The sequence below is a fragment of the Arthrobacter sp. TmtSoilC79 genome (assembly GCF_059739405.1).
On sequence record NZ_AP046051.1, the window covers coordinates 1,579,943 to 1,596,592 of the forward strand.

The 16,650-nt window shown below is 63.5% G+C and carries 17 protein-coding genes and 1 riboswitch; of the genes, 8 read left to right on the forward strand and 9 right to left on the reverse strand.

Going from position 1 to position 16,650, the window contains the following annotated elements; genetic code table 11:
* The first annotated feature begins 46 nt into the window (after positions 1–46).
* Positions 47–892, forward strand: a complete 846-nt coding sequence (locus tag AC6JA3_RS07385; RefSeq protein WP_223943388.1) for a PHP domain-containing protein — start codon at positions 47–49, stop codon at positions 890–892.
* A gap of 13 nt (positions 893–905) precedes the next feature.
* Positions 906–1,514, forward strand: coding sequence for a MarC family protein (locus tag AC6JA3_RS07390; protein ID WP_223943387.1), 609 nt, complete (start codon positions 906–908; stop codon positions 1,512–1,514).
* An 82-nt stretch (positions 1,515–1,596) separates the two neighbouring features.
* Here the strand turns inward: AC6JA3_RS07390 and AC6JA3_RS07395 are convergent, their stop codons facing one another.
* The 5 genes from AC6JA3_RS07395 to thiE all read right to left on the reverse strand — a co-directional run bounded on the left by AC6JA3_RS07395 (position 1,597) and on the right by thiE (position 7,901).
* Positions 1,597–2,475, reverse strand: a complete 879-nt coding sequence (locus tag AC6JA3_RS07395) for a DNA-methyltransferase (RefSeq protein WP_026539979.1) — start codon at positions 2,473–2,475, stop codon at positions 1,597–1,599.
* 8 nt (positions 2,476–2,483) lie between these two features.
* Positions 2,484–4,214 (reverse strand): DEAD/DEAH box helicase, encoded by a 1,731-nt coding sequence (locus AC6JA3_RS07400; RefSeq protein WP_026539980.1) that lies wholly within the window; start codon positions 4,212–4,214, stop codon positions 2,484–2,486.
* A gap of 278 nt (positions 4,215–4,492) precedes the next feature.
* Positions 4,493–5,980: an RNB domain-containing ribonuclease gene (locus AC6JA3_RS07405; protein ID WP_497920055.1), complete on the reverse strand. Its 1,488-nt coding sequence runs from the start codon at positions 5,978–5,980 to the stop codon at positions 4,493–4,495.
* A gap of 110 nt (positions 5,981–6,090) precedes the next feature.
* Positions 6,091–7,047, reverse strand: a complete 957-nt coding sequence (locus AC6JA3_RS07410) for a TM2 domain-containing protein (protein ID WP_497920056.1) — start codon at positions 7,045–7,047, stop codon at positions 6,091–6,093.
* A 170-nt stretch (positions 7,048–7,217) separates the two neighbouring features.
* Positions 7,218–7,901: a thiamine phosphate synthase gene (thiE, locus tag AC6JA3_RS07415; RefSeq protein WP_026546199.1), complete on the reverse strand. Its 684-nt coding sequence runs from the start codon at positions 7,899–7,901 to the stop codon at positions 7,218–7,220.
* 27 nt (positions 7,902–7,928) lie between these two features.
* Positions 7,929–8,047, forward strand: a riboswitch (TPP riboswitch).
* Here thiE and thiO point away from each other — a divergent pair.
* The 3 genes from thiO (at position 8,040) to AC6JA3_RS07430 (ending at position 10,371) form a co-directional block, all read left to right on the forward strand.
* Positions 8,040–9,296: a glycine oxidase ThiO gene (gene thiO / locus AC6JA3_RS07420; RefSeq protein WP_035760480.1), complete on the forward strand. Its 1,257-nt coding sequence runs from the start codon at positions 8,040–8,042 to the stop codon at positions 9,294–9,296. Its footprint overlaps the riboswitch before it by 8 nt.
* Before the next feature lie 37 nt (positions 9,297–9,333).
* Positions 9,334–9,570, forward strand: coding sequence for a sulfur carrier protein ThiS (gene thiS / locus AC6JA3_RS07425; protein ID WP_026539984.1), 237 nt, complete (start codon positions 9,334–9,336; stop codon positions 9,568–9,570).
* 3 nt (positions 9,571–9,573) lie between these two features.
* Positions 9,574–10,371, forward strand: a complete 798-nt coding sequence (locus AC6JA3_RS07430; RefSeq protein ID WP_347783111.1) for a thiazole synthase — start codon at positions 9,574–9,576, stop codon at positions 10,369–10,371.
* Positions 10,372–10,458: 87 nt separating this feature from the next.
* On the opposite strand, the gene AC6JA3_RS07435 is transcribed toward AC6JA3_RS07430, so the two are convergent.
* From AC6JA3_RS07435 to AC6JA3_RS07445, 3 genes are read right to left on the reverse strand one after another with little or no spacing between them, the layout of a single operon-like run.
* Positions 10,459–10,761, reverse strand: coding sequence for a hypothetical protein (locus AC6JA3_RS07435; protein ID WP_026539986.1), 303 nt, complete (start codon positions 10,759–10,761; stop codon positions 10,459–10,461).
* A gap of 40 nt (positions 10,762–10,801) precedes the next feature.
* Positions 10,802–11,026: a DUF3107 domain-containing protein gene (locus AC6JA3_RS07440; protein ID WP_026539987.1), complete on the reverse strand. Its 225-nt coding sequence runs from the start codon at positions 11,024–11,026 to the stop codon at positions 10,802–10,804.
* Between the two features lie 50 nt (positions 11,027–11,076).
* Positions 11,077–11,811 (reverse strand): TetR/AcrR family transcriptional regulator, encoded by a 735-nt coding sequence (locus tag AC6JA3_RS07445; protein WP_026539988.1) that lies wholly within the window; start codon positions 11,809–11,811, stop codon positions 11,077–11,079.
* A gap of 6 nt (positions 11,812–11,817) precedes the next feature.
* Here AC6JA3_RS07445 and moeB point away from each other — a divergent pair, with 6 nt between their 5' ends.
* Positions 11,818–13,020 carry a molybdopterin-synthase adenylyltransferase MoeB gene (moeB, locus tag AC6JA3_RS07450; RefSeq protein WP_347783113.1) on the forward strand — a complete coding sequence of 401 codons (1,203 nt, stop codon included), beginning with the start codon at positions 11,818–11,820 and terminating at the stop codon, positions 13,018–13,020.
* Positions 13,021–13,057: 37 nt separating this feature from the next.
* Positions 13,058–14,044 (forward strand): SDR family NAD(P)-dependent oxidoreductase, encoded by a 987-nt coding sequence (locus AC6JA3_RS07455; RefSeq protein WP_347783115.1) that lies wholly within the window; start codon positions 13,058–13,060, stop codon positions 14,042–14,044.
* Between the two features lie 9 nt (positions 14,045–14,053).
* On the opposite strand, the gene AC6JA3_RS07460 is transcribed toward AC6JA3_RS07455, so the two are convergent.
* A complete protein-coding gene (locus AC6JA3_RS07460) occupies positions 14,054–15,376 on the reverse strand; it encodes a glutamyl-tRNA reductase (RefSeq protein ID WP_347783117.1) in 1,323 nt (440 codons plus the stop codon).
* Positions 15,377–15,534: 158 nt separating this feature from the next.
* On the opposite strand from AC6JA3_RS07460, the gene hemE reads away from it, so the two are divergent.
* Positions 15,535–16,650 carry a uroporphyrinogen decarboxylase gene (gene hemE / locus AC6JA3_RS07465; RefSeq protein WP_026539992.1) on the forward strand — a complete coding sequence of 372 codons (1,116 nt, stop codon included), beginning with the start codon at positions 15,535–15,537 and terminating at the stop codon, positions 16,648–16,650.

The following is a 16,650-nucleotide window of genomic DNA, read 5'->3' on the forward strand; positions in this document are numbered from 1 at the left end:
AACGGCGCAACCGGCCAAGAAGGCCCACATCCCCTAGGCTGGGAAAGTGAGGATAGACCTGCATGCGCACTCCAATGTTTCCGACGGAACCGAGACCCCGGCGGGGGTGATCATTTCTGCTGTTGCCGCGGGCCTGGACGCGGTGGCGCTGACGGACCACGATTCCACCGATGGCTGGGATCCGGCCGCTGCAGCCGCCCGCGAACATGGCATTGCCTTTGTTCCGGGCATGGAGATTTCCTGCCGGACCGAACAAGGCATCAGCGTCCACCTGCTGAGCTACCTGCATGATCCCTCACACGCGGGTCTCCTGGAGGAAATCACCAAGTCCAAGGATGCCCGGCTGACCCGTGCCGAGCACATGGTCACCTTATTGTCTGAGGATTATCCCTTGACATGGGACGACGTCATCCACCACGTGGCCCCCGGCGCAACAGTGGGACGCCCCCACATTGCCGATGCCCTGGTTGCCGCCGGGGTGGTCGCGGACCGTACCGAGGCCTTTACCTCCATCCTGACATCACACTCGCGGTACTTCGTGCAGCACTATGCGCCGGACCCCGCTGTCGCCGTCGAGCTTGTACGCGCAGCCGGCGGTGTTCCTGTCTTCGCCCATCCCGTGGCGTCGTCCAGGGGAAGGATCGTGGGGGAGGGGACCTACCGGGACATGATCGATGCCGGGCTGCTGGGCCTTGAGGTTGAACACCGGGACAACCCGGAGGACGGGCGGGCCTTCCTGCGGACATTGGCTGCCCGGCACGGCCTGCTTATCACGGGGTCATCGGATTACCACGGCGCGGGCAAGCCGAACCTGCTGGGCGAGAACACTACCTCGCCCACGGTACTGGCCCGGATTGAGGAACTGGCAACAGGCAGCACCGTTATTCGTTGAAAGGGGTCCCTGAGTGGATTTGCAGCTGCTCGCCTCGGTGATCGTCACGCTGTTCGTGATCATGGACCCGCCCGGGACGGTCCCGATCTTCATGTCCTTGACGGCCCAAATGTCGGCCAGGGACCGCAACCGCTCGGCCTTCCAGGCACTGCTGGTGGCCACAGGCGTGATTGTGGTGTTCGCGATTTTTGGCCAGTCGATCCTCAACTACATGCATATTTCGCTGGCTGCCTTGCAGGGTGCCGGCGGACTGTTGTTGGTCCTCATTGCCTTGCAGCTGCTGACCGGCTCCACCAGCGGCGAGGAAAATGCGGCCAAATACAAGAATGTGGCCTTCGTGCCGCTGGGCACCCCACTCATGGCCGGTCCCGGCGCGATTGTTGCCGTGATGGTGTTCGTGCAGCAGTCCGGCCAGCTATCTGAGTACCTGGCCGTGGGGCTTGGAATTGCCGTGGTGTTGGCCTCGCTGTACCTGGCCATGCGGTTCGCGGGCGTGGTGCAGCGCGTGCTGGGCGAGAACGGCGTGGAGCTTGTCACCCGGATTGCCGGTTTGCTCCTTTCGGCCATTGCCGTCCAGATGATCGCGGATTCCGTGACAGCTTTCGTGCAAGGCGCAGCCTGACGCGCTGAAACCCCGACTCAGCCTTGCCTAAATCGGCCTCGCCATAAATCGGCCTCGCCATAAATCGGCCTCGCCAAATTGGCTAGAGGCTGCTTGGCTGGACCTCATGGAACACGGCCTTGCTGCCCAGCCGTTTCCGCATGACCTCAATGGCCTGTTCATTCTGGTCCACGCAGACAAAGCTGCGGCCAAGCTTCGCTGCCACCGCTCCCAAGGTCCCTGATCCGGCGAAGAAATCGAGGCACCAGTCACCTTCGCGGCTGGAGGCCGAAACGATCCTGCGGACCAGGCCTTCGGGTTTTTGGGTAGGGTAGCCGGTCTTCTCGCGGCCCGTGGGGGAAACGATGGTGTGCCACCAAACGTCGGTGGGCAGCTTGCCGAGCTCGCGCTTGGCGGGGGTCACCAGGCCGGGGGCCATGTACGGTTCGCGGTCCACTTCGGCGTTGTCGAAGTGGTACTTGGCGGGGTTCTTCACGTACACCAGGATGTTGTCGTGCTTGGTAGGCCAACGGTTCTTGGCCCGGGCGCCGTAGTCGTACGCCCAGATGATCTCGTTCAGGAAGCATTCCCTGCCGAAGATGGCGTCAAGCATCACCTTGGCGTAGTGAACCTCGCGGTAGTCCAGGTGCAGGTACAGGGTGCCGTCGTCGGACAGCAGCCGCCAGGCCTCGACCAGTTTGGGTTCCAGGAAGGACCAGTAGTCGCTGAAGGCGTCATCGTAGCTGTGCAGGGCACCCTTGATGGTGTCGTAGGAGCGGCCCTTGAAGCCCACGCGATCGCCGTCGCCATCAGCGTTGCGCACCATGCGGGTTTCCTGGCGGCGCTGAACCCGGCCCGTGTTGAAGGGCGGGTCCACGTAGATGAGTGTGAAGGCGCCGTCCGGCAGCGTAGGGAGGAACTCCGCGTTGTCCGCGTGCACCACCAAATTGCCGCCGTCCGGCGCCCAAACAGTTTCAGTCATTGAGGTTTTTAGGCCTCGGCGCTGCCGGACTGGGCAGCTGCGGTTTCACCGGAAACCACTTCGCCGTTGCGGCGGCGCGTGCGCGTACGACGCGTCCGGGCAGGCTTTTCTGCCCCGTCGGTCGCAGCTGTGCGGCTTTCCGAGGCGCCGGCTGCGGGGGCTGCTTCAGCGTCGGAGGTACGACGGCGGCGCGTACGGTTGCGTCCGCCCTCACCCTTGGATTCGCTTGAGTCACTGGACTCGCCGGAGACACGGTCGTTGTTCCTGGCTTGCCGTCCACGGCCGCTGTCACGACCGCCGTCGCGCTTGCCGTCACGACCGCCGTCGCGGCCCGAACGACCGGAGCCGGCGTTCTTCTTGCCGGTCTCGCCGAGGTCTTCAAGGACCTCCGCGTCGACGCCGGCGAGGACACGCTTATTGCGCGGCAAACGGCCCTTGGTGCCCTCCGGGATGTCCAGGTCGGAGTAGAGGTGCGGCGAGGAGGAGTAGGTTTCCACCGGCTCGGGAACGCTGAGCCCCAGGGCCTTGTTGATCAGGCCCCAGCGAGGCATGTCATCCCAGTCGACAAACGTCACTGCGGTGCCCTTGTTGCCTGCGCGGCCGGTACGTCCCACACGGTGCAGGTAGATCTTTTCGTCTTCCACGCACTGGTAGTTGATGACGTGCGTGACGTCATCGACATCGATGCCGCGGGCTGCGACGTCTGTGGCCACCAGGACGTCCACCTTGTTGTTGCGGAAAGCGCGGAGGGCTTGCTCGCGGGCACCTTGGCCGAGGTCGCCGTGGATGGCTGCGGCAGCAAAACCGCGGTCAACCAGTTCCTCGGCAACTTTGGCAGCGGTGCGCTTGGTCTTGGTGAAGATGATGGTCCGGCCGCGTCCGCGGGCCTGGAGGATACGGGCTACGACCTCAGTCTTGTCCATGCTGTGTGCACGGTAGATGAGCTGGCGGATGTCCCGTTTGGTGAGGCCCTCGTCGTTGGGATCAGCGGCGCGGATGTGGGTGGGCTGCGTCATGTAGCGGCGAGCCATCGCGATGACCGGGCCGGGCATCGTCGCTGAGAAGAGCAGCGTCTGCCGGACGGCGGGAGTACCGGCAATCAGCGTCTCTACGTCCGGGAGGAAGCCGAGGTCCAGCATTTCGTCGGCCTCGTCAAGAATGACCATCTTGACGTTCTTCAAGCTCAGGTGCTTCTGCTTGTAGAGATCGATCAACCGGCCAGGGGTGCCGACGACGATTTCGACGCCCTTCTGCAGGGCATCGACCTGGGGCTCGTAGGCACGGCCGCCATAGATCGTGGCGATGCGGGCGTTGCGCTTGCGTGAGGCGGTCTGGAGATCGTTGGCTACCTGCACCGCGAGTTCACGCGTGGGCACGATGACCAAGGCCTGGGGTGCACCCGGAACGGCAAGCTTTTCAAAGCCGGCATCGTCGCGGCCGACTACGCGCTGAAGGGCGGGAATGCCGAAGCCCAGCGTCTTGCCGGTACCCGTCTTGGCCTGGCCAATGATGTCGTGGCCGCTCAGGGCCACCGGCAGGGTCATGGCCTGGATGGGGAAGGGGTGGGTAATCCCTGCGTCAGCCAGTGACTCTACAATGTCCGCACGGACGTTGTAGTCCGCGAACGACTTCTCTTCGATCTCGTGGGGCGTCTCATCCGAGGTGATCGTTTCCTCGGGCTCGATGGTTTCAGTTCCGGTGGAGTCCGTCAGGACTTCATGGGTGTGCAATTCACTCACAGGGAGTTTCCTTATTCATTTGGGCATTGGCGCTGCATGCTCAACGGGGGCGGCGGAGCCGTACCGGAGCACGAACGGGCGCGCAAGCAAATCCAGTGGAAGCCGATCGCGGGCTATCTAAGTACTGGCACTGGTGACCAGTTGGTACATCTCAAGATCGCGTAGGGGCGGGCTTGTTGAATTCAAAAAATCTACTGAATCAACGACCGGGCATCCATTACTACAGTTCCAGTCTATCCTCTGGGAGCCATAAAGCCCGGATCGCCCGTCCCAACGCGTTACGGCATCAGTTCGAACCTGATTTCCCGGCTGGCAATATCGGCCTTGACCAAGCGCACGCGAACCTTGGTTCCGGATTCCAGTTCGCCGTCGCAGCGGGCCGTGACGGCGGGTTCTGCGATCTGGACAGTCCCGTAGGGGTCACCGCCGTTGGTTCTGTTGCCGTTACTGCCGTTGGCGTTGTTCCCGTTGGCGGTCTTGGAACCTGAAATCACCACGGCATCGAATTCCTGGCCAACGTGGTTTGCTACCAGTGCCGCTTCCACGGTGTCCAGTGCTGCACGCTCAAGCCGCCCCGCCAGTTGGTCCGAGGATGCCATGATCTCGGGCAAGGAGGGCAAGGCTTCACGGGCCCAACCTGGAATGTCCCTGTTGTTGCTCAGTGCCTCGCAGATCACCAGGACGAATCTGTCGATAAGGCGCCGCAATGGTGCTGTTGTGTGGGCGTAGGGAGCTCCAATGGCCGCCTGGATGACGGTGTCAGGGACTTCGCCGTCGAAAGGCGTGTAACCGGCACCCCTGAACAGCATTCCCGCAGAGTGCAGGATGGCCAGTTGCCGGGGGTCGGACGCATCAAGGGTCCGCAAGTACTCGCCGTAGGTGACGTGGCCGTCCCACGGCTTGCCCAAGGCGGTGGTTTGCCGCTTGAAGTGCTGCAGCGAACGTTCGTCCGGGGCGGGCATGGTGCGAAGGATGCCCACTTTTCCTTCGAGCATCAGTTGGGCGGCGGCCATGCCGGTCATCAAGGAGATCTGGGCGTTCCAGTCCTCCACCGGCAAGGAGGGAGCTGCGACGATCCTGTACCCGCCGCCGTCGGTTGCCTGCACGATTTCCTGTTCCGGCATGTTCAGGCTCGCGCCTCCACGCTGCCTTTCCAGTTCAACCCGTTTCAGTCCCACTTCTTTAAGGAGCTGCAACACAGGCGGGGCCGTGTCGTCGTCGATTTGCTGTTGGGCGCCCTTGTAGCTCAGTTTGGCCCGGCTGCGGACCGCAGCCCGGGACAGGCCAACGGAGACGACTTCGGCCATTGCGTTGAGGTCGAAGTCCCACACGAAGGCACCGCAATCCTGGCCGGCCAGCAGGCTGCCGGCATTTTCGCTGATGACCTCCGGGTGCAGGGGAATGCGGCCGTCGGGCGCATAGAACGTCTGTCCGCGGTGCCGGGTCTCGGCATCAAGTGCCCCGCCTGGAGCCACGAAGGATGGCACGTCGGCAATGGCGTAGAGGACCTTGTAGCCCTCTCCGGCGCGATCGATGAACAAGGCCTGGTCCAGGTCAGTGGAGGTCGCGGGATCGATGGTGACAAACGGAATGTCCCGCAAATCCTGCTCCGGCAACCCATGGGTTTCCACGGCCTGCTGAGCCTCGGCCACTGCCTCCGCCGGGTAGGCAGAAGGGAGTTCCAACTCCGTCCTTAGGGCCGCAAGTGCTTCAGCAAGCTGGTCCGAGGAGTCGTCTACGTTGGGCGCTATCCGATGATGTGACACGAAAATCAGGGTAGCCCGAAACCAGCGGATAGTCTTCGCCGCCGCACGCAAAAGCCCGTTGCTCCGAGGAGGCAACGGGCTTTTGGCACGGCTGTTGGCCTGGTAGGGGGTTAGCCTGCCGGGGTCAGGGTGAAGCTGGCTGCTTTGTCGCCAACGTCATTATTGATGACCACTGTGGTGGGGCCGTTCTTGATGTCGAAGGCAATGACGCCCTGCTGCATGTCTCCGGCGGCGACCTCACCGGACTTCAGGCCACCCAATTCGCTGCCAAGCAGGATCCGGTCGCCCTTCTTGCCATCAGCGTCGAAGGCTTCGAAATTGGTGAACGTGGCGAAGCTTGATCCGGCGGTTGTCTCCCAGGAAACCTCCACCAGGAGGAACCCTCCATTGAGAGGCTTCATAAAAGCCATTTCGGGAATCTCGGTGGTGTATCCGGAGTCAAGGACTGTGACTTTGACGTCGTTGCCCTTGGAGACGGTGATGTCAAAGGAATTTCCGGCAGTGGCAGCGCCTTGGGACGGGACCGGTGCCTCTTGCGAGGCCGATGGGACGGCGGGGAGGGGCGTGGACTGTCCTTGGACGGCGGCAGCCACCAAGGTCAGGGACAACACTGTGGACAGGATTCCAAGAATCAGGCCGGCGAACCAGACGACGAGCGTGATGATCCACGCCTTCTTCTTATTTTCCGGATAGCCCTGCAGCGGGCGGCCTTCCTTATCCCGTGCGTTGCCGGTCAGTGTGATGATGAGGTCCACGATGGACCAGATGCCGAGCCCACCCGCCGTGAGCAGCTTGGCAATGCCGGTGCCGATCTTGCCCAGGTAGAAACGGTCAACACCGAGGCCACCCAGAAGCAAGGACAGGATCCAGGTGACCATGAAGGACTTTGCCGGAGCACCCGTGCCGGGAACACCGTAAGGGTTGGAGGCCGGATCAGGCTGATAAGTGGATTGCGGCCCGCCCTGGTATTGGCCCTGGTATTGGTTGCCGTAAGCACCGGGTGCGGGCGGAACTGGCGGGGCAGCATTCCCGTTCCCTGGCGTGGGAGGGTAGCTCGGATTGCTCATGGATCATCCTTCGGGGGAGTGGGTGCGAGGGGAGGACACGTGGCCTGCGGGCAGGCTGGACAGTCAACTCACTTCGACTCAGCCTAGTAGGACCACCGCGGCCGGCAGCAAATCTTCGCCAAGGGGCTTGTGGACAGCCTTCCGGGACTACCCGCCGCGCAATGGCCGGCTCAGGCGGCGTCCAAGGCCTCCAGCAGCGACTTCGCGGCCGTCGTCGGATCCGTCGCTTCGGTGATGGCGCGGACCACAACGATCCTGGTGGCTCCGGCAGCCACTACCTGTTCGACGTTGCTGAGATCAATCCCTCCGATGGCAAACCAGGGCAGGTTCACGGCGCCGCCTGTGGTCTCCCCGGCCCGTTTGCCTGCTTCTGCGGCATATGTGACCAAGTCCAATCCCACAGCTGCGCGGCCCGGTTTGGTAGGTGTTGCCCAGAGGGGACCAACACAGAAATAGTCCAGGCCACCCTGGCCCGGCGAGGCTGCGATTGCCGCGTTCACTTGCTCGGGAGAGTGGGTGGACAGGCCGATCGTGACCGGCTGCGGCAGCAATGTCCTGGCCACTCCCAACGGCAGGTCCTTTTGCCCGATATGGAACACGGGAGCCCCGGAAACACTGGCAACATCGGCACGGTCGTTGACGGCCCAGAGCCGTCCGTGGCGTTCGGCAACTCCGCGCAGGACGGCAAGGAGCTCCAACTCTTCGGCAGCTTCCAGGGTTTTGTCGCGCAGCTGGATGATGTCCACCCCACCGGCAAAAGCGGCGTCCACAAAGTCTTCAAAATCGCCTTGCCGTCTCCGGGCATCAGTGCACAGGTACAGGCGGGCGGTGGCGAGGGCGTCAGTCGGGGTCATGGAAACCAGCGTAGTTCCTCTAAACTGGGCACGTACTGCGGGAGCCGCGACGTTCGTTATATGACCGTCCGGCTGAGAGGGCTTCAGCGCCGACCGCTTGACCTGATCCGGCTAGTACCGGCGTAGGGAAGGAAACGAATGGCAGATTCCGGCCATCCCCAACTCCAGGCAGACGTGGCCGTCATCGGCGCAGGCGTGATCGGACTCGGCATTGCCCACCAAGCACGCCGGCTGGGCCGCTCAGTGGTGGTCATCGATCCCGCGCCCGCTACGGGAGCCACGTATGCTGCCGCTGGAATGTTGGCACCGGTAAGCGAGTTGCACTACCAGGAGGAAGACCTTCTGGACCTGATGCTCGAATCGTCCCGCCTGTGGCCCTCCTTTGCCGCAAGCCTGGGTCACGGAGGACGGGACACCGGATACCGCACGACGCCGACGCTGGCCGTAGGTGCCGATGCCGCGGACCGGAAGGCGCTGGCAGATCTGCGTACGGTCCAGCTTGCTGCCGGTCTTGGGGTTGAGCCCCTGACCTTGCGTGAGGCCCGCGAACGCGAGCCACTCCTGAGCCCGCAAATTTCCTGTGCCTTCGACATTCCCGCAGATCACCAGGTGGATCCCCGAAAGCTGGCCTCATGCCTCATCGCAGGGTTGGCAGACCACGCAGCCGGCGACTCCACCTGGGTCCAGGGCGCCGGGAACGGGTTTGCCGTTGCGGCCAAGGCGACACGATTGCTCTGGCAATCCGGTCGTGTCACGGGAGCCGAACTTGAGTCCGGGGCCACAGTCCTGGCCAAAGAAACCGTAGTGGCCAACGGACTGGGGTCATCTGAGCTTGAGGGCCTTCCGGACGGGCTGACCCTCCCTGTGCGGCCGGTATACGGCGACATCCTCAGGCTCCGGGTGCCCGGACACCTGCGCCCCCTGCTCAGTTCCACTGTCCGGGGGATGGTCCGCGGAGTACCCGTTTACATCGTGCCCCGCGACGACGGCACCGTGGTCATCGGTGCTACCCAGCGGGAGGACGGGCTCTCAGCATCCTCCAATGCCGTCTCCGCAGGTGGCGTCTACCAGTTGCTGCGGGACGCCCAGGTGCTGGTTCCCGCAGTGGCCGAACTCGAACTGCTCGAAGCAACAGCCCGGGCCCGCCCCGGAACGCCGGACAACGCCCCGTTGCTGGGTCGCGCGGCCGGCCCCACCGGGGACGTTGAAGGTCTGGTGGTCGCTACGGGCTTCTTCCGGCACGGTGTCCTCCTGACACCGGTAGCCGCAAAAATCGTGGGCGGGTTGTTCAACGGTTCATCAGACCCCAGGTGGGACCCCTTCCGCCCCGACCGTTTCAGTGCAACCCGGGGTCACTTGTGGCCCTTTGAAGCCTCCGCAGTGGGCCATAAGTGACACTGCGTTGCCTCAATCCCGAGAACAAGGAAGCAGCATGAACATCAAACTCAACGGTTCCGATCACGCCGTGCCGGAGGACGCGTCCGTCAGCACCTTGGTCACCGCTGTCACCGGCCGCGCCCTGGACCACAGCGGACAGGCGGCCGACGGCGGCAAGCTGGGTATCGCCGTCGCCCGCAATTCCGAGGTGGTACCGCGCAGTCAATGGGCCGCGACGGCGCTCGCCGACGGAGACGAACTCGAACTTGTAACAGCAGTCCAAGGAGGCTGAACCATGACTACGACAAATACTGAGGTCCGTACCGACGCCCTGGTGATCGACGGCGTCGGGTTCGGCTCCCGCCTGATCATGGGTACCGGGGGTGCCCCGAGCCTGGACGGCCTTGGTGCCGCGCTGCTCGCATCCGGAACCGAGCTCACCACCGTGGCCATGCGCCGCTACTCCCCGGCGGAAACGGGATCGCTCTTCCAGCTCCTGGTGGACCACGGGATCCGTGTCCTGCCCAACACCGCCGGCTGCTTCACGGCCAAAGACGCGGTGATGACTGCTGAATTGGCGCGTGAGGCGCTGGAGACTGACTGGGTGAAGCTGGAGGTCATCGCTGACGAGCACACGCTTCTCCCCGATGCCGTGGAACTGGTCGAGGCAACGGAACAACTGGTCAACCGGGGATTCAAAGTCTTCGCCTACACCAACGACGACCCCGTCCTGGCCTTGCGCCTCGAAAATCTGGGAGCTGCCGCTGTGATGCCCCTGGGCTCGCCCATCGGAACCGGACTGGGCATCCTGAACCCGCACAACATTGAACTCATCGTCTCCCGGGCCTCGGTCCCAGTGGTGCTCGACGCAGGAATTGGGACGGCCTCCGATGCTGCCCTTGCCATGGAGCTGGGGTGCGACGCCGTGCTGCTGGCCACCGCGGTCACCCGGGCGCAGAACCCGGTGCAGATGGGCGAGGCCTTCAAACATGCTGTGATCGCGGGCCGGCTGGCCAGGCTGGCGGGCAGGATTCCCCGGCGTGAGCACGCTTTGGCGTCCTCGGCCATGGAGGGCCGGGCGGAGTTCCTCTAACAGTGACCGGTTAAGCAACAGTGACCGGTTAAACAACAGTGACCGGCGCCCCAGGGCGTCGGTCACTGTTGTTTGTTCTTGCGGCTGCTAGAGCCTGAGCGCCTTGGTCAGGGCAGCGGTATCGTGCTGCGTGCGGACCCGGCCCAGGTAGACCACAACGCCTGCAGCTGCGGCTGTTCCCAGAACGATGGGCAGCACCCACGGAATCCAGGTGGCCCCGGGCTGATAGCCCAGTCCGGCGCTGATGAACGCAATCCAGCTCAAGGTGCCCACAGTCGCCGAAACTCCGGCGGGCAGAGCGACACCGTATTTGCCGTGCCTTTTGTCGTTGGCCCACACGATGAATCCGGTGGCAACGGTGGCCAGGACCACAACGACGAGTGAAAGCATGAAGACTCCTTAGCGGACTGCGTTGGTTTGGGCCGGTGCCCTAGAGGGCGCCGAAACCGACGCGGCGGACTTCCTCGGCGCCGATCTCCACATAGCCAAGGACGCTGCCGGGAACAATGATCTGGCGGCCCTTTTCGTCGGTCAGGCGCAGTTCCGAGCCCTTGGACACGGCCTCTGCCACGATCTTGGCCACGGCGTCTGCATCCAAAGCGGATTCGAGCACGATTTCACGGCCAACGTTCTGAATGCCGATCTTTACTTCCACAGCAAGGCCTCCAAGCCAATCAAGTTGTAAGTCTGTCCTCTATTTGTAGCCTAGGACTCTTTGGGGAATCGACTGATTCCGCGCCAAGCTAAACGATAGATCAGATCACTGGCCACATCGAGGTCAAGGTTTCCGTCTGTTTCAAGCCAGTAGCGGGCGCTGACCTGCGCCATTCCGGCCAGGCCGCGGCCCAGGAGCTGGGCCTCCAAAGGAGGCAGCTTGGTGTCCTCGGCAATGACGTGGGCCACTGCATCAGCGAACGTCTTGTTGAAAGTCTCCAAGCGGGAACTGACGTCGGGATCGTTGATGAGGTCCGACTCGAAGACCAGCCGGTGGGCCTGGTCGTCATCGGCGATGAACCGGTAATAGGCGCGCATGACGGCCTTCACGCGCTCTTTGTTGTCCGAAGTGGAGTTCAAGGCGCTGAGCATCAGCTCTGTCAGCGTGGCCAGGTGGCTGTCCAAAAGGGCCATATAGAGCTCGCGCTTGGACGGAAAGTGCTGGTAAAGCACCGGCTTGCTGACGTGGGCGGCTTCAGCGATTTCGTCCATGGCCGCACCGTGGAAACCGTTGGAGACAAAGACTTCAAGTGCGGCATTCAACAACTGTGCGCGGCGCTCGTCGCGCGGCAATCTTGGTGAACGGGTTGAAACAGCCCGTTCCTGCTTGGCCGGTACCCCGTCGTGTGCCCTTGTGCCGTCAGCCACAGTCTGCCGCCTTTCCTTTGCAGTTATGACCACTCTACCGGTGGGTAATATGACCGGGCGGCATCGGCGGGCATACATTGGGGTATGGCCTCAATTGTTGCTGCCCGCCCTGCTGCGCCCGCTGTCCTGCCGCCCTTGGTTGAACCTGCCGCCGAACTCACGCCGGCCGAGGTGGAGCGATACTCCCGGCATCTCATCATTCCCGAAATCGGCGCCCTGGGCCAACGCAGGCTCAAGAATGCGAAGGTCCTGGTCATAGGCGCCGGCGGATTGGGTTCTCCGGCGCTGCTGTATCTGGCGGCGGCAGGCGTTGGCACCCTCGGAATCGTGGACGACGACGTGGTGGATCTCACCAATTTGCAGCGCCAGGTCATTCACGGCGTCAAGGACGTGGGAATCCCCAAAATCGAATCCGCCCGTGACGCAATCGCCGGGCTCAACCCCCTGGTCAACGTGGTCCTGCATAACATCCGGCTGGACTCATCCAACGCCCTGGAGCTGTTTGCCCAGTACGACCTCATCCTGGACGGCGCAGACAACTTTGCCACCCGGTACCTCGTCAACGACGCCGCGGCCATCCTCGGGAAGCCTTACGTCTGGGGGTCCATCTTCCGGTTCGACGGCCAGGTCAGCGTCTTTTGGGCCGAGCATGGTCCGACGTACAGGGACCTCTATCCTGAAGCTCCTCCTGCCGGGTCGGTACCGTCCTGCGGCGAGGGCGGAGTCTTCGGGATGTTGTGCGCAGCGGTAGGGTCGCTGATGGTGACCGAAGCCGTGAAGCTGATCACCGGCGTCGGGCGTTCATTGCTGGGCCGGGTGGCCCTTTTTGACGCGCTGGGCGGCAGCTGGCGCGAAATTAAGGTCTCCAAGGACCCGGAAGCCGAACCCATCACGGAACTGACTGACTACGAGGCCTTTTGCGGTGTGACGCCACCGGCGGCAACCGACCAGGACCATACTGTTTCGGCCAAGGACCTCTCGCGGATGCTGGCAGAGCGCCAGGCGGGGGAGAGGGATTTCGATCTCGTGGACGTGCGCGAGTCCGGCGAGCACAGCATCGTCAGCATCAACGGCTCTGTCCTCATCCCGCAAGGCCGCATTCTCTCCGGTGAGGCGTGGGCGGACTTGCCCCAGGACAAGGACATTGTTTTCCACTGCAAGGCCGGGACACGCTCGGCCGCTGTGCTGGAGGCGGCGCAGAAGGCCGGGTATACCCGCGTCAGCCATCTCGACGGCGGAATCCTCGCCTGGGTGCGGGACGTCGAGCCGGGCAAGCCAGTGTACTGATCGTTGCCCGTTCCCGGCGGATCTGCGAAGCTCAACCATGAGCGAAGAATGGACAGAAACCCCGCAGCACCCCATCGACTCCGGATTCGGGCACGGTTCAACAGCCGCAGATGTCATTGAAGGCATTGACCTGACCGGCAAGAGCGCAATTGTCACAGGCGGATACTCGGGCCTCGGTTTGGAGACTGTGCGTGCCTTGGTCTCCGCCGGTGCGGAAGTCACTGTCCCTGCCCGCCGGCCTGAACACGCCAGGGGTGTCCTGCAGGAAGCGGGCCTCACCGATGTTGGCGTGGAGCACCTGGACCTGGCAGACCAGTCCAGCGTCAAGGAATTTGCCGCACGGTTCCTCGCCGGCCATGACACGTTGGACATCCTCATCAACAACGCTGCCATCATGGCCAGTCCGGAAGAACGCGTGGGTCCTGGCTGGGAAGCGCAGTTCGCTACCAACCATTTGGGCCATTACACCCTGGTGAATGAACTGTGGCCGGCCCTGGCAGCGTCCGGTTCGGCCCGCGTCGTCTCCTTGTCCTCCACAGGACACAAGCTCTCACCAATCCGTTTTGAGGACATCAACTTTTCCGCCGGGTATGAAAAGTGGCAGGCCTATGGCCAGGCCAAAACCGCAAATGCCCTCTTCGCGGTGGAATTGGACCGCCGCGGACAGAGCTCCGGCGTGCGGGCTTTCGCCGTGCATCCAGGGGGCATCATGACAGAATTGCAGCGCCATTTGCCCAAGGAAGAAATGGTGGCCGCAGGGTGGATGGATGCCGAAGGAAACCTGCGGGAAGGGTTCAAGTCACCGGAGCAGGGCGCAGCGACCTCCGTATGGGCAGCGACTTCCCCTGCGCTGGCAGGCAAGGGCGGTGTCTACTGTGAGGATTGCGATATCGCCAAGCCCACGGACAAGAATTCACCGCTGGCCCGCTACCAGGGAGTTGACGCTCACGCCGTGGACAGGGCAGAGGCGACAAAACTATGGAATCTGTCGGCGGAACTGACTGGCGTGAATGCCTTCGGATAAGGGGGAGCTTCAGGCGCTTTCGGAGCGCAGCTGCTGGTGGTCCACGGGGCATTCTGCGGCCGGAGCGGCAGCCTGTGGTTGTTCCACCTGGATCCCGTACAGGGCCTCGAGGGCTGCAACGTAATCGTCCTGCTGACCGTTGGCGGCAAGTTCACGCGCCCGGACGGTGGGGATGTGCAGCAGCTGCTTGACCATGCGGCGCAGCGCGAACTCCACTTCCTCGGCGGCTGCAGTGCAGCCATGCCGGGCGCGGACCTTTTCCATTTCTGCGTCCAGGACGTTCATGGTGTGGCGGCGAAGCGCCACGATCGCCGTGTCCACGGAGCGGGCTTCGCGTTCAGACTCGAAGGATGCCGCAGCGCCGGTGACGATTGCGCTTGCCTGGGTCAGGGACTCTGCCTGTTCCTGCGGTGCAGCGAGCCGTACGGACTCCAGCGTCAGGAGTTCGACGCCGTCGAGTTCGCCCACCGCGGGATCGAAGTCGTGGGTGAGGGCGAGGTCTATGGCAATCAAAGGTTTACCGGAGTTGGCACGGACGCGCGCAAGTTCTTCAGCTTCCACGCGGTTGTCCGATCCGCTGCAGCCGATCATGACGTCCGCTGCGGCAACAGCGGCGGGAAGAGTCCCGGCGTCGAGCGCTGTTCCCCCGCGGGTGGCTACGAAAGCTTCCGCGCGGCCGGACGAAGAGTAGACGGAAACATCGGTGCAGCCGCGTTCACGCAAGAGCGACATGGTAGCGCCGGCGTAGGCTCCGGTTCCGAAGACCACCACTTTCTTGGCGGACCAATCGTCGTTCTCAGCGAGGTCGGTGGCAAGGTCCAGCGCGACGGATACGATCGAGAGCCCGCGGGAGCCGAGCGCAGTTTGCGCACCGACGTCCTTGGCCGTCTTGGACGCCGCCTGGAAGAGACGCACCAGGCCGGAGCTTGCGGTGCCTTCCTGCTGGGCGGTGATCAATGCCCGGCGGACCTGGCCGGCGATCTCGCGTTCACCCACGACGGCGGAATCCAAACCGGCGCTGACGGCGAAGAGATGCCGGGTGACATCCGAACCGGTGTTCGTGGCGAAGGAGCGGGAGACAAGTTGCTCGTTGAGGCCGCTGAGTTCGCTGATCTGCGAAACAAGGGCCGAACGGGCAGCTTCAAGGTCAGCGCCGTTGGCTGTTTCGCCATAGATTTCGTAGCGGTTGCATGTGGCCAGGACCACGGCACCGGAAACCACGGAGGAGTCCGTCAGGGCTGCCGAGGCAAGCTCAGAGGAACCGTTGCTCAACTGAGCGACGGTTTCGAGGTCGATGTCGGCGTGTGTAGCCACCAATGAGAAAAGAACCACAGCACCCCAATCATAGCTTTTTCGTAGCCCGGTAGAACAATATGGCACCGTGGCGATCCACACGCACCGGCGTGATCACCGCCACAGCGGCCTGTGCAGAGCCTTGCATGACAGCTTGTCGTTATCTTTTGCCCCGGATTTTGGGCACAATCGAAGGCATGACTTCTAGCTCGGCAGCATCCCAGAGTACGGCCTCCAACGCCCCGGCGGGAACCCTCGGCGCCAACCACCCGCTGAAGGACGGCCGCACCTCGGATTCTCCGTTGATCACGGCCTACCGTGGCGGCACACCGACCCGCAGGCCCGTATGGTTCATGCGCCAGGCTGGCCGCTCACTTCCGGAGTACATGAAGGTGCGCGAGGGCGTGGCCATGCTCGACTCCTGCCTGCGCCCGGAGCTTGCATCCGAAATCACCCTCCAGCCGGTTCGCCGCCACGACGTGGATGCGGCCATCTTCTTCTCCGACATTGTGATTCCGCTGAAGCTGGCCGGTGTCGGCGTGGACATTGTCCCCGGCGTCGGGCCGGTCCTGGATAAGCCGGTACGCACGGCCGCCGACGTCGCAGCCCTGCCCACGCTGACGTGGGAGGCGCTCGAACCCATCCGTGAGGCCGTCCGGCTTACTGTCGCCGAACTCGGCAAGACACCACTGATCGGCTTCGCCGGTGCCCCCTTCACCCTTGCCGCCTACATGGTGGAAGGCAGGCCGTCCCGGGACCACCTTGGCCCCCGGACCATGATGCACGCCGATCCTGAAACCTGGGCGGCGCTGGCCAATTGGGCCGCCGACACCTCAGGGATGTTCCTGCAAGCCCAGCTCGAAGCCGGCGCTTCGGCTGCGCAGCTCTTTGACTCGTGGGCCGGTTCCCTGGGCCTGGCCGACTACCGGAAGTACGTGGCTCCGGCCTCGGCACGGGCACTGGACCACGTCCGCGGCCTGGGTGCTCCCTTGATCCATTTCGGTACCGGCACCTCCGAGCTCCTGGTCGCCATGCGCGATGTCGGTGTTGACGTGGTGGGAGTCGATTACCGGCTGCCCCTGGATGAGGCCAACCGCCGGCTCGGCGGCACCGTGCCGCTGCAAGGCAACATCGATCCCGCACTTCTCTCCGCTCCGTGGGAGGTTCTTGAAGCCCACGTCCGCGAGGTCATTGCGGCCGGGGCCCATGCGCCGGGCCATGTGCTGAACCTGGGCCACGGCGTGCCTCCGGAAACGGACCCCACCGTCCTGACCCGCGTGGTGGAACTCATCCACTCCATTCCTTCGGAGTAA

Coding starts and splice junctions, on each gene's coding strand:
- AC6JA3_RS07395 (WP_026539979.1), bottom strand. CDS start 2,475: ATGACTGAAACTGTTTGGGCGCCGGACGGCGGCAATTTGGTGGTGCAC.
- AC6JA3_RS07410 (WP_497920056.1), bottom strand. CDS start 7,047: ATGAGCAATCCGAGCTACCCTCCCACGCCAGGGAACGGGAATGCTGCC.
- thiE (WP_026546199.1), bottom strand. CDS start 7,901: ATGACCCCGACTGACGCCCTCGCCACCGCCCGCCTGTACCTGTGCACT.
- thiO (WP_035760480.1), top strand. CDS start 8,040: ATGGCAGATTCCGGCCATCCCCAACTCCAGGCAGACGTGGCCGTCATC.
- thiS (WP_026539984.1), top strand. CDS start 9,334: ATGAACATCAAACTCAACGGTTCCGATCACGCCGTGCCGGAGGACGCG.
- AC6JA3_RS07430 (WP_347783111.1), top strand. CDS start 9,574: ATGACTACGACAAATACTGAGGTCCGTACCGACGCCCTGGTGATCGAC.
- AC6JA3_RS07435 (WP_026539986.1), bottom strand. CDS start 10,761: ATGCTTTCACTCGTCGTTGTGGTCCTGGCCACCGTTGCCACCGGATTC.
- AC6JA3_RS07445 (WP_026539988.1), bottom strand. CDS start 11,811: ATGTATGCCCGCCGATGCCGCCCGGTCATATTACCCACCGGTAGAGTG.
- moeB (WP_347783113.1), top strand. CDS start 11,818: ATGGCCTCAATTGTTGCTGCCCGCCCTGCTGCGCCCGCTGTCCTGCCG.
- AC6JA3_RS07455 (WP_347783115.1), top strand. CDS start 13,058: ATGAGCGAAGAATGGACAGAAACCCCGCAGCACCCCATCGACTCCGGA.
- hemE (WP_026539992.1), top strand. CDS start 15,535: ATGACTTCTAGCTCGGCAGCATCCCAGAGTACGGCCTCCAACGCCCCG.